This window comes from Xanthomarina sp. (genome assembly GCF_035306605.1).
Lineage (GTDB): Bacteria > Bacteroidota > Bacteroidia > Flavobacteriales > Flavobacteriaceae > Xanthomarina.
Genome location: NZ_DATGNR010000027.1, coordinates 1 through 12,422, shown reverse-complemented (window position 1 = coordinate 12,422; position 12,422 = coordinate 1). Strand labels below are relative to the sequence as shown.

8 protein-coding genes, 1 tRNA gene and 1 riboswitch are annotated in these 12,422 nt (G+C 33.8%); of the genes, 6 read left to right on the top strand and 3 right to left on the bottom strand.

Annotation, left to right across the window (positions count from 1 at the left end; all coding sequences use genetic code 11):
* Positions 1–125: 125 nt before the first annotated feature.
* From VKY41_RS03660 to VKY41_RS03645, 4 genes are all read left to right on the top strand, one after another.
* A complete protein-coding gene (locus VKY41_RS03660) occupies positions 126–2,627 on the top strand; it encodes a DUF5686 and carboxypeptidase-like regulatory domain-containing protein (protein WP_500813081.1) in 2,502 nt (833 codons plus the stop codon).
* A 182-nt stretch (positions 2,628–2,809) separates the two neighbouring features.
* Positions 2,810–3,337, top strand: coding sequence for an inorganic diphosphatase (locus tag VKY41_RS03655; protein WP_500813080.1), 528 nt, complete (start codon positions 2,810–2,812; stop codon positions 3,335–3,337).
* A gap of 118 nt (positions 3,338–3,455) precedes the next feature.
* Positions 3,456–5,915: a sodium-translocating pyrophosphatase gene (locus VKY41_RS03650; protein ID WP_500813079.1), complete on the top strand. Its 2,460-nt coding sequence runs from the start codon at positions 3,456–3,458 to the stop codon at positions 5,913–5,915.
* A 102-nt stretch (positions 5,916–6,017) separates the two neighbouring features.
* Positions 6,018–7,016, top strand: coding sequence for an App1 family protein phosphatidate phosphatase (locus tag VKY41_RS03645; RefSeq protein WP_500813078.1), 999 nt, complete (start codon positions 6,018–6,020; stop codon positions 7,014–7,016).
* Positions 7,017–7,020: 4 nt separating this feature from the next.
* Here VKY41_RS03645 and VKY41_RS03640 read toward each other — a convergent pair whose 3' ends face one another.
* Together VKY41_RS03640 and VKY41_RS03635 are read right to left on the bottom strand one after the other, a co-directional pair.
* Positions 7,021–7,635, bottom strand: coding sequence for a deoxynucleoside kinase (locus tag VKY41_RS03640; RefSeq protein ID WP_500813077.1), 615 nt, complete (start codon positions 7,633–7,635; stop codon positions 7,021–7,023).
* A 2-nt stretch (positions 7,636–7,637) separates the two neighbouring features.
* Positions 7,638–8,417, bottom strand: coding sequence for a hypothetical protein (locus VKY41_RS03635; protein WP_500813076.1), 780 nt, complete (start codon positions 8,415–8,417; stop codon positions 7,638–7,640).
* A 124-nt stretch (positions 8,418–8,541) separates the two neighbouring features.
* Between VKY41_RS03635 and VKY41_RS03630 the strand changes: the two genes are divergently transcribed.
* Positions 8,542–10,098 (top strand): M20/M25/M40 family metallo-hydrolase, encoded by a 1,557-nt coding sequence (locus VKY41_RS03630; protein ID WP_500813075.1) that lies wholly within the window; start codon positions 8,542–8,544, stop codon positions 10,096–10,098.
* A 185-nt stretch (positions 10,099–10,283) separates the two neighbouring features.
* A tRNA-Tyr gene (locus VKY41_RS03625) sits at positions 10,284–10,365 on the top strand.
* Positions 10,366–10,669: 304 nt separating this feature from the next.
* On the opposite strand, the gene metK is transcribed toward VKY41_RS03625, so the two are convergent.
* Positions 10,670–11,959, bottom strand: coding sequence for a methionine adenosyltransferase (gene metK / locus VKY41_RS03620; RefSeq protein ID WP_500813074.1), 1,290 nt, complete (start codon positions 11,957–11,959; stop codon positions 10,670–10,672).
* Between the two features lie 297 nt (positions 11,960–12,256).
* Positions 12,257–12,382, top strand: a riboswitch (SAM riboswitch).
* The last annotated feature ends 40 nt before the right edge of the window (positions 12,383–12,422 follow it).

The following is a 12,422-nucleotide window of genomic DNA, read 5'->3' as shown; positions in this document are numbered from 1 at the left end:
ATTAACTTCATTGGCAATATTGTTGATGAAGTTTTTTTATTTATTTGAAAAATTTCTTACCCATCTGCAATTGCAAGAATGTCATTAACGAGATTTGTTTTATAGCAATGTTTAAATAAAAGTACATGAAATATAACTTCCTAACCTTATTTTTTTTCCTCAACAGTTGTTTCTTGTTTTCCCAAACAAAGGTTAGTGGTCATGTGTATGACGAGAACAATCAACCCGTTGCTTACGCAAATATTATATTCAAAAGTTCTTCTGAAGGTACTATCACGGATGAAAACGGGACTTTTTATCTAGAATCCCCAACTACCTGGGAAACCTTAATAGTTTCTTTTATAGGTTATGAAACCATAGAATACCCATTAGATAAAAGGGTTAACTATAATTTAAGATTTAACCTAATAGAGTCGGCCTCGGCTTTAAACGAAGTGCTTATAGTTTCTGGAAAACAATCTAAAAAAGCTGAAGAGAACCCTGCTATTGCCATCATGCAGAAAATTTGGGAACATAAACGTAAAAACGGACTCAGAAAATTTAAGCAATATAAATACGACAGGTACGAAAAAGTAGAATTCGACATAAATACTGTTGACAGTGCTTTAATGAATAGTAATTTATTTAAAGGTATGGAGTTTGTTTTTGAGCATGTGGACACATCAAAAGTTACAGGAAAAACATACTTGCCCATTTTTATAAATGAAGAAGTTGCAAGAGTATATGGAGATAATATTCTTAAAAAAGAAAAAGTTGAACTAAAAGGAAATAAAAACTCCGGTTTTAGTAACAACCAATCTATTATAGACTTTATAAAAGACTTGTATTCGGAATATGATATTTATAATAATTACTTAAAATTCTTCGATAAAAGTTTTGTTAGTCCCATTTCTACAACTGGAATTAATACTTATAATTACGTGTTGTCAGACAGTGCTTATATAGATAATAAATGGTGTTATAATATTATTTATTACCCGAGACGAAAAAACGAACTCACCTTTAAAGGCGATTTTTGGGTAGCAGATACCACTTATGCTATTAAGGATATTAATATGCAAGCCTCCAAAAGTGCCAACATAAACTGGGTTAAAGAAATTTATATTGAACAGGAATTCGATGTATTAAACGATTCCGTGTTTCTAGTAAAACGTGATTATTTCATGTCTGACTTCACCTTTAATAAAAAGGAGAAATCTCGCGGTATTTACGGAAAACGAACAACACTTTATGACAACTATGTCTTTAATGAAGTGAAAGACGAAAAATTCTATAAAGATCAAGTTTTCGATTATAATAAAGATGCATACAATCGTGAAGATGCCTTTTGGGAAGAAAATAGAATGGAAGCTCTTAGTAAAGATGAAAAAGGAGTGTATAAAATGTTGGACACCCTAAAAACGGTAGGTAAATTTAAAAGACTTTATAACATTGGAAGTATTTTAGCCTCAGGTTATATTGAAATAGATAAATTGAATTTAGATTATGGACCTATCTTTTCAAGCTTTGGCTATAATGATGTTGAAGGATTACGATTAAGAGCGGGGGGACGAACCTATTTTGGACCAAATGACCTGTGGCGTATGCAGGGGTTTTTGGCTTATGGACTTAAAGATGATAAATTTAAATATGGGTTTTCGGTAAAATGGCTGTTGAATAAAAAAAACAGACTTATTATTTCTGCGGGACATAGGCGAGACATTGAGCAAATAGGAGCTAGTTTAACCAATTCAACCGATGTGCTTGGAAGAAGTTTAGCATCAAGTGCTGTTTTTACTACAGCTCCTAACGATAAACTAACAAATATCAAATTAACTGCTTTAGCAATAGAACTAGAGCCAATTAAAAATGTGCTTTTTAGGCTTGGTGGAGATTATAGAACTTTATCTTCGGCTTCAGATGCTTTTAGCTTGGATTATATAGATCCGGAATCATCAACTGGTGTCTCATCCGATTTAAAACAATTTGAAAGCACTTTTGCAGTATCGTATTTTCCTGGAAGAAAAATGACAGGACATGGCGTAGAGCGTACAAATGCAAATGATACTTATGCCTCTATTTTTGCACAATTTAGTATTGGTGATAAAGATATTTTTAATAGTGATTTTAATTACACCAAACTACAACTGTCATACATACAACCATGGCAGTTAGGCGGTATAGGGAGGCTTAAATCTACTTTGGAGGCAGGGAAAACCTTCGGAGCAGTGCCGCTTGGATTGTTAAGTGTCGTTCCAGGAAACCAATCATATTTCTCTATATATAATTCATTTTCACAATTAAATTATTACGAGTTTGTAACCGATACTTATGCAGCTATGCATTTAGAACATAACTTTAACGGACGATTGTTTTCAAGAATTCCTTTTTTAAGAAAACTTAATTGGCGTGAAATTATTGGTTTTAGAGCAGTTTGGGGCGATTTAGGGCAAGATAATATAGATATAAGCGCACCATCTAGCATTCCTTTAATTGCACCAACAAATGAAATTTATTACGAATACAGTATTGGTGTTGGGAATATTTTTAGAGTGTTTAGAATAGATTTCAATTTTAGAGGAAACTACTTTGATAATCCAGATGCAAGGAATTTTGGAGTTACAGGTAGTTTTGGATTCCAGTTTTAACCTATTACGTACATGGGTATATTAAAACCCAGTAGCCATCCTTTTTACAACAAAATTAATTTTAGTTGCCTAAACCCAAAGACTTATGTATCTTTGCAGCCCTTTAAAAATTGCAGGTTGCAGTTTTAGGCCATTGCTTTTTTAAAGAAATAAATTACATATAATATATAAGAAATAAAAATATGAGTCCAAAAGGAAAAAAAACTTTCGATGTACTGATTGAAATACCAAAAGGTAGTAGAAATAAATACGAATACGATTTTGAATTAAAGAAAATCCGTTTTGATAGAATGTTGTTTTCATCTATGATGTATCCAGCAGATTATGGTTTCATCCCTGAAACTTTAGCTCTAGATGGAGATCCGTTAGATGTATTAGTACTAGGAGGTGAGCCAACTTTCCCTATGTGTGTTGTAGAGGTGAAACCTATTGGTGTATTCCATATGGCTGATGAAAAGGGGCCAGATGAGAAAATAATTTGTGTGCCAGTTTCTGATCCAATTTGGAATATACTTGAAGATTTATCCGATATGAATCCTCATCAAATAAAAGAAATTGAACATTTCTTCCAAGTATATAAAGATTTAGAAAAGAAGAAAGTTGATGTTGGTGGTTGGGGAGATGCTAAAGAAGCCTATGAAATTCTAAATAAATGTGTAGATCGTTACGAAAGTAGTGAACATAAAACCAACGGTGATTTTACTATCTAATTACTGCTTGAAATCAATATTTTAAAACCCTTCTGCATTACATGTAGAAGGGTTTTTAATTGTAAACTGATTTTGTTACATTAGCTTTTATTAAAAACTAACCAAATAACAAAACAGTATGGATTCAATAATGATTTATATGCCAATTGCAATGGCGCTCTTAGGACTTATTTATATGGTCTATAAGAAATCTTGGGTAATGAAACAAGATGCCGGAGATGGCAAAATGAAAGAAATTTCAGATCATATTTACGAAGGTGCCTTGGCATTTTTAACTGCAGAATACAAACTCTTGGCCATTTTTGTGGTTGTAGTAAGTGTGGCTTTAACTGCAGTTTCTTTTATAGTACCAACTACACATTGGTTAATAGCTATTGCTTTTATTTTCGGAGCTGTATTTTCAGCTTATGCTGGAAATATTGGAATGAAAATAGCAACTAAAACGAACGTAAGAACTACCCAAGCTGCTAAAACAAGTTTGCCAAATGCACTTAAGGTCTCTTTTGGAGGTGGTACCGTTATGGGATTAGGAGTAGCAGGTTTAGCCGTTTTAGGTTTAACTTTATTCTTTATAATATTTTTCTGGGTATTTATGGATAGTGCTTGGACTAACACTATGGACATGACCATTGTACTTGAAACCCTAGCGGGATTCTCTTTAGGAGCAGAATCTATTGCTTTATTTGCTCGTGTGGGTGGAGGTATCTATACAAAAGCAGCCGATGTTGGTGCAGATTTAGTTGGTAAAGTGGAAGCAGGAATCCCAGAAGATGACCCAAGAAATCCAGCCACGATTGCTGATAATGTTGGAGATAATGTAGGTGATGTTGCAGGAATGGGAGCCGATTTATTTGGTTCGTACGTAGCCACAGTTTTGGCTGCTATGGTTCTTGGAAATTATGTAATAAAAGATATGGGCGGAGATATTTCTAGTCATGGATTTGGCGGAATAGGACCTATCTTACTGCCAATGGCAATTGCTGGTGTAGGAATCATTATCTCGGTAATTGGAACGATGCTAGTAAAAATAAATAGTAACGAAGCTAAGGAAGGTCAAGTTATGGGAGCGTTAAACGTAGGTAACTGGACTTCCATTGGTTTGGTAGCTGTGTCTTGCTTTGCTTTAGTAACTTGGATGCTGCCTGAAACTATGCAAATGAACTTCTTTGGTGAAGGTTTACAAGAAATTTCTTCACTTCGAGTATTCTATGCTACTTTAGTAGGTTTAGTTGTGGGAGCGGGTATTTCTTCAGTAACCGAATATTATACCGGATTAGGTAAAAAACCTATTTTAAAAATTGTTCAACAATCTAGTACAGGAGCAGGAACTAACATCATTGCTGGTTTAGCTACAGGTATGATTTCTACATTCCCTTCAGTTCTTTTATTTGCTGGAGCAATTTGGGCATCTTATGCATTTGCAGGATTTTATGGTGTTGCATTAGCTGCTTCTGCAATGATGGCAACAACTGCTATGCAATTAGCTATTGATGCTTTTGGACCTATTTCTGATAATGCTGGTGGTATTGCTGAAATGAGCGAACAAGATCCTATTGTAAGAGAACGTACAGATATATTAGATTCTGTAGGAAACACTACCGCTGCAACTGGAAAAGGATTTGCCATAGCTTCAGCTGCCTTAACGTCGTTAGCATTATTTGCGGCCTACGTAACGTTTACAGGAATTGATGGAATTAACATCTTTAAAGCTCCTGTTTTAGCCATGCTATTTGTGGGTGGAATGGTTCCAGTTGTGTTTTCCGCTTTAGCTATGAATGCGGTTGGAAAAGCAGCTATGCAAATGGTTGAGGAAGTTCGTCGTCAGTTTAGAGATATTCCAGGAATTATGGAAGGAACAGGAAAGCCAGAATACGACAAATGTGTAGCTATTTCAACCGAAGCTTCTTTAAGAGAAATGATGCTTCCAGGCTTATTAACTATCGGGTTTCCTATAGTAATTGCTTTTGTGCCTATGATTTTTGGAATGAATAACTTGGCCATTGCCGAAATGTTAGGCGGTTATATGGCTGGAGTAACTGTTTCAGGAGTTCTTTGGGCAATTTTCCAAAATAATGCAGGTGGAGCTTGGGACAATGCCAAGAAATCTTTTGAAGCAGGTGTTATGATTAATGGTGAAATGACTTATAAAGGCTCTGAAGCTCATAAGGCGGCAGTAACTGGAGACACAGTTGGTGATCCGTTTAAAGACACTTCTGGACCATCAATGAATATTTTAATTAAGTTAACTTGTTTAATTGGTCTTGTAATAGCTCCAATTTTAGGAGGCCATGCTATTACTAGTAAAACTTCTTCAACAGAAACTAGTTTATCAATTCAACAAGATCTTAAAAAAGTGTTTGCTGAAATTGAAGTAGGAGATGATGGTCATACAAAAGCTGTGATAAGCATCACAACAATGGTTGATGATAAGGTTAACGTTGAAGAACGTGTAATTACGGGTAATTTTGATCAAGTAAAAGCGAAGGTCGATGAGATGAAAAAAGGAGCTTCGGCAATTAAAATAAAATCAAATAGAGCGGAACTTGAAGAAGAATTTTCTGTTGAGATTATAAAATAAAAATCTTACTAATTAGTAAGTAGAATAAAAACCACGTAATTCCTTTGTTAATTTGAAGGGTACGTGGTTTTTTTATTAGTTAAATCTTTCCTAGTTTTAAAAATGTTAAAAAAAGATCCTTTACAAATTATTGCCTTTCATAGCTATGGAAGTAATCGTCATTTTTACATACGTGGTAGGGCTCTTGAGGACGATTCCATAAATTTGGAAGATAAGGGGTGGTTTAAATTGTTGGTAAATGCCTTTAAACGATTTGAGAGTGATGAGGTCAAGAATGTAGAAATAAACTTTAGACTTCCAAATGATAAAGTTTTAAAAGCAAAAACCGATGAGCATGGCTATTTTAAATGTGAAGAGTATTTGGATGATTTAACTACTCTTACCAATGAAGAGGGTTGGTTGCCTGTGGTAGCTTCCTATAGCGATGTTTCTATTAAACGAAATATAATTAATAGTAATCGGTTTCCGGCAGAAATATTAATTCCCGCAAATGATTCTGAATTTGGAGTAATAAGTGACATAGATGACACAATTCTACACACAGGAGTAGTTTCTAGATTAAAATGGCGTGTGTTATTCAATACCTTTTTTAAAGGAGCTTTTAGCCGGACCCCTCTTGAAGGGACAGCTAAATTCTATCATATGTTACACCGTGGAAAATCGGGTGAAAAGGCAAATCCCATATTTTATGTAAGTCATAGTCCGTGGAACATGTATCGTTACTTGGAATACTTCCTAAAGAAAAATGATTTTCCAAAAGGTCCCATTTTATTACGAAGCATGAACGCTATTTTCAAAAAGAAAAGTCAAGATGAAAAACCTCAAAAGCAAAAGGAAATCATCCATATTTTAAACGCTTACCCCGATTTTAAATTCATTCTTCTTGGAGATTGTGGTGAATATGATGCCGATATTTACATTGAAATAGCTAATACATATCCTAACCGTATTTTAACTATCTACTTAAGAAGTGTAAATCACAAAAAGAAAATGTTACGTGTAAAAGACTTATTTAAAAATTATAAAAAAACTCCAGTTTTATTGGTTGAAAAAACCGAGGACGCCATAGTACATGCTAGAAAACATGGTTTTATTAAATAGTAATCTAGAATAAACCGTGTATTTCGGCGTCAATTCTATTTATTATTTCTCCTAAATCTTCTGGATTAGCCACAAAATCTATGTTGTCAACATCAATAATCAAAAGGTTTCCTTTGTCGTACCCATGAATCCAAGCTTCGTAGCGTTCATTCAATCTACTTAAATAATCAATGCTAATAGAGTTTTCGTAATCACGACCTCGTTTATGGATTTGAGATACCAAATTAGAAATGGAACTTCTTAAATAAATTAATAAATCTGGACCTTGAACAAAGGACTCCATTAAATCGAATAAGGAACGATAGTTTTCATAATCGCGATTAGTCATTAAGCCCATAGCATGAAGGTTTGGTGCAAAAATATGCGCATCTTCATAGATTGTTCTGTCTTGAATAATATCTTTTCCGCTTTCACGAATTTGAGATACTTGGCGGAATCTACTATTTAAAAAGTATACCTGTAAATTAAAACTCCAACGCTCCATTTGGTTGTAAAAATCATCTAGATATGGGTTGTCCACCACATCTTCTAATTGCGATTCCCAATTGTAATGTTTAGCAAGCAATTTTGTAAGGGTGGTTTTACCAGCACCAATGTTTCCGGCTATAGCAACGTGCATAATTAATTATTGTTAAGTTGGAATTTATGTAAAAATTTAGAATCGTAAATATACAAGGTTTCATTGGTTACTAAAAACTGTTTTGTCAACAATTCTGGGGTTTCAATTATTTGGTAAACTTTCTCAGTTTCATCAAAAATAGAAAGGCTGTTATTTTTTACGAGGAAAATTTTATTATTGCTTTCAACTAGAGATGTATATCCTGTGTTTTCTGTCTTGTATATCATGCTTCCGAAGTAATTGTACTTGTACAGAAACTTTTCTGTAAGTAACCAAGCATAATTATAATTGCTTTTTAAATCTAAAACTTTAGACTGGGTTGGTAGGGTTGTAGCCTTGGTTTTATTGGTTTTATAATCAAAAAGTTCCAATTGTTGAATGTCTTCATTAAAAACCCATAAGGCATTGTCGTTTGCCGTGGAAACAAAGGATACATTTTTGTAATATTCTAAAGTGCTGAAGTCTATTTTAAGAATTTCAGTAAAACGATTGTCCAATATAAAAGCAGTATTGAAGTCTTTATAAAAAACGGTTACCTTTAAAGGGTTAAAACTGTTTGCTGATGTAATCTTTCCGAACTGCACATTACTGTACGAGTAGTTCCCTTTATCTTCTATTTTGTAAAGCGTGTTTTTCTTAATAAAATAAAATGTTCCAAAATTGTCAATACCTATAACCGAATCGGCTTCAAAAGGGTTTTTCGAGACAAAAGTGGTTTCTATAGTTTCTTGTCCAACAGTGGAAAAGGAAATAAGAATTAAAATGTAAAAAAATGCTTTCATTGTAAATTGAAATGTACAAAATTCCTTTTAACTTTTAATTTGTGAAAGTCCTCTTAAAATCAGAGAGGGTTTAGTTAAATAATTGTATTTTGTTTCCTTCAAAATTAACTTTTAAAAACTTATTATGAGAACAGTCAATCGTTTATTATTAATCTTTTTTTTGTCGCTCTTTACAGTTCATTTACAAGCACAAGAAACGGATGTAGTTGTAAAAAATATTATTGAAGAAGCTACAAACAATTCACAATTAGAAAATTTAGGTCATGAATTAATGGATGTTATTGGGCCAAGATTGGTTGGTACGCCACAAATGCAGCAAGCAAACGATTGGGCGGTTGCAAAATATTCTAAATGGGGAATTTCGGCCAGAAACGAACAATGGGGAGAGTGGAAATCTTGGGAACGAGGAATCTCACATATCGACATGTTAGAACCAAGAGTTCAAACTTTAAGTGGGATGCAGTTGGCATGGAGTCCAAGTACAAAATCTAAAGGAGTAACAGCTGAAGTAGTTACAATACCTACTGTAAAAGATGCTGAAGAATTTAAGAGATGGATGAAAACCATTAAGGGTAAATTTGTAATGACCTCGATGTATCAGCCAACAGGACGCCCAGATTACAACTGGGAAGAGTTTGCCACAGAAGAGTCTTTTGAAAAAATGAAAAGGGAGCGAGATACTTTAACCAAAGAATGGCGTGCTAATATAAGTAGAACTGGGTTTGGTCCAAGAGAAATTGATCAAGCTTTAGAAGAAGCTGGAGCTGCAGGAATTATTTCATCATATTGGTCGAAAGGTTTTGGGTCAAATAAAATTTTTGCTGCAAGAACAAAAAAAATTCCTACGGTTGATATTGAATTAGAAGATTACGGAATGTTATACAGATTAGTGGAATCTGGAAATAAGCCAGTAGTAAGAATTGTTGCTGAATCTAAGGATTTAGGTGTTGCACCAAGTTTAAATACTATTGCAGAGATTAAAGGAAGTGAAAAGCCAGAGGAGTACGTGATACTTTCAGCACATTTTGATTCTTGGGATGGAGGTACAGGAGCAACAGATAATGGTACTGGAACTTTAGTTATGATGGAAGCTATGAGAATTCTTAAGAAAGTATACCCAAATCCAAAACGTACTATATTAGTTGGTCACTGGGGAAGTGAGGAACAAGGATTAAACGGTTCTAGAGCTTTTGTTGAAGATAATCCAGACATAGTAAAAAATATCCAAGCTGTATTTAATCAAGACAATGGTACTGGACGAGTAGTAAACCTTTCAGGAGCAGGATTCTTACATTCTTATGATTATTTATCAAGATGGTTATCAGCAGTCCCAGAAGATATTACCAAACATATTGAAACAAAATTCCCGGGTTCGCCAAGTGGAGGAGGATCGGATAATGCCTCATTTTTGGCTGCAGGAGCACCAGCATTTAACTTGAGTTCGTTAAATTGGTCATATTGGAACTATACTTGGCATACAAACAGAGACACATACGATAAAATTGTTTTTGACGATGTAAGAAGCAATGCTATTTTAACAGCTATTTTAGTGTATATGGCTTGTGAAGATCCAAATAGAACATCTACTGAGAAAATAGTTTTACCAATAGATTCTAGAACAGGAGAGCCGCGTACTTGGCCAGAACCACGTTCACCAGAAAGAAAGGGTGGATTAAACTAAATAGAAACAATTTTTTTATGAATTAGGTTTAAAAACTTAACTGATTTGTAAAAAAATCAATTTATTTAAAACTCATAATGACATTGATAAACATGTTATTATGAGTTTTTTTAATTTTAAGAGTGAAATTTTTCTCTTTTTATTTACAAAAGAATAAAAACTATAATATATTTGCACTCGGTTTTGGGGAGATACTCAAGCGGCCAACGAGGGCAGACTGTAAATCTGCTGACTACGTCTTCGCAGGTTCGAATCCTGCTCTCCCCACTTTAACTAGGAAAATCCACACAGACGTGTGGATTTTTTGTTTTAGTACTTATTATCTTTTCTAGTCAAGTATAAATGCTGAAGTATTGTAGTTCTAATTTTCAAGTTTAAATAAACATCATTCAGAACATATTAATATTATAAGCATTGAATTGAAGGTTTATAAAACTAATATGGTTGCTTAGTAAATTCTATTATTTGTAAAACGAATAAAAGGATTTGTTTGTATTTTTTAAAAATCCAAACAAAAAAAGCTCTATAAAATTAATTATAGAGCTTTAAATATTACATAACTTGCTAAGGATTATAATCCAAAGGCAGCTTTTACTTTATCAACGTAATCTAGTTTTTCCCAAGTAAATAATTCTACTTCTACTTTTTTCTTTCTTCCGTTAATTTGCTCAAATGTTTTTGTAACTACTTTATTTTCTCTACCCATATGTCCATAAGCAGCTGTTTCACTATAAATAGGGTTACGCAGTTTTAATCTCTCTTCAATAGCAGCTGGACGCATATCGAAAATTTCTGTTATTTTTTCAGCAATCTCGCCATCTGTCATATTAAATTCACAAGTGCCAAATGTGTCAATATAAATTGATGTTGGTTTAGCTACTCCAATAGCATAACTCACTTGGACTAAAACTTCGGTACACACACCTGCTGCCACTAGGTTTTTTGCAATATGTCTTGTTGCGTAAGCAGCACTTCTATCTACTTTACTCGGGTCTTTTCCTGAGAAAGCACCTCCACCATGTGCACCTTTTCCACCATAAGTGTCTACAATAATTTTTCTACCAGTTAGTCCGGTATCTCCATGTGGACCACCAATAACAAATTTCCCTGTTGGATTGATGTGATATTTAATATTGTCTGTAAATAACTCCTGTATGTTTTCAGGTAATGAGGCGATAACTCTTGGAATTAAAATCTCTACAATATCTTTTCTAATTTTTGCTAACATAGCATCGTCAGCAGCAGTTATATCTTTTTTAGAATTTGACTTTGGTTTTATAAAATCATCGTGCTGTGTAGAAATAACAATGGCTTCTATACGTTGCGGTACATTGTCATCGCTATATTCTATTGTTACCTGACTTTTTGAGTCTGGGCGTAAATAGGTAATGTCCTTGTTTTCTCTTCGTAAAGCAGCAAGTTCAATCATAATTTTATGAGACAGATCTAAAGCCAAAGGCATGTAGTTTTCTGTTTCATTAGTGGCGTAACCAAACATCATTCCTTGGTCTCCTGCACCTTGTTCTTCTTTATTTGCTTTGTCTACACCGCGATTAATATCTTCGGATTGCTCATGAATGGCAGAAAAAACCCCACAAGAATTTCCATCAAACATATAGGCGCTTTTTGTGTAGCCAATTTTGTTTATGGTATCTCTTGCAATTTTCTGAACATCTAAATAGGTGTTCGATTTAACTTCCCCAGCTAATACAACTTGTCCTGTAGTAACTAATGTTTCGCAGGCTACCTTTGCATCTTTGTCGAAAGCTAAAAAATGGTCTATTAGAGCGTCGCTAATTTGGTCTGCTATTTTATCTGGATGTCCTTCTGAAACACTTTCAGAAGTAAATAAATAAGGCATAATTACTTGTTTTTTAAACTGTTAAAATACGAAAAAGTCGTTTGATTGCGAGCTGCTAGAGGAGTAGAGTGTTACTGCTTTAGCATTTAATTCCAAACTTGATTGAGATTTTTTTTTTTTTAAATCCCATCGTTTGAAGAGGTTGCAATCAGACAAATTTTTCCTCTTTATATTGAATTGCAAATGTAGAAAAATTAAATCGAATGCAAATTGTTTTTATTTTTTTTAGCATAAAATTTGGATTATAACTTTTTCTAACGCAATATTTGTGCTCACAAAGTTCAAAAACTTACTGAAATGTTATCAAGAAAGGTGGAGGGAATAGACCCGCTGAAGCCTTAGCAACCCTTAGTTCTATACTATGAAGGTGCTAAATTCTACTTAATTTTCGATTCATTTATCGAAATATTGGATAGATAACTCAAACGAAATTACTCATCTGTGATTTCAATTTTCTTTTTAA

What these genes read in the sequence shown, in the direction of transcription:
- VKY41_RS03660 (WP_500813081.1), top strand. Translation starts at nt 126, where the DNA reads ATGAAATATAACTTCCTAACCTTATTTTTTTTCCTCAACAGTTGTTTC.
- VKY41_RS03655 (WP_500813080.1), top strand. Translation starts at nt 2,810, where the DNA reads ATGAGTCCAAAAGGAAAAAAAACTTTCGATGTACTGATTGAAATACCA.
- VKY41_RS03650 (WP_500813079.1), top strand. Translation starts at nt 3,456, where the DNA reads ATGGATTCAATAATGATTTATATGCCAATTGCAATGGCGCTCTTAGGA.
- VKY41_RS03645 (WP_500813078.1), top strand. Translation starts at nt 6,018, where the DNA reads ATGTTAAAAAAAGATCCTTTACAAATTATTGCCTTTCATAGCTATGGA.
- VKY41_RS03640 (WP_500813077.1), bottom strand. Translation starts at nt 7,635, where the DNA reads ATGCACGTTGCTATAGCCGGAAACATTGGTGCTGGTAAAACCACCCTT.
- VKY41_RS03635 (WP_500813076.1), bottom strand. Translation starts at nt 8,417, where the DNA reads ATGAAAGCATTTTTTTACATTTTAATTCTTATTTCCTTTTCCACTGTT.
- VKY41_RS03630 (WP_500813075.1), top strand. Translation starts at nt 8,542, where the DNA reads ATGAGAACAGTCAATCGTTTATTATTAATCTTTTTTTTGTCGCTCTTT.
- metK (WP_500813074.1), bottom strand. Translation starts at nt 11,959, where the DNA reads ATGCCTTATTTATTTACTTCTGAAAGTGTTTCAGAAGGACATCCAGAT.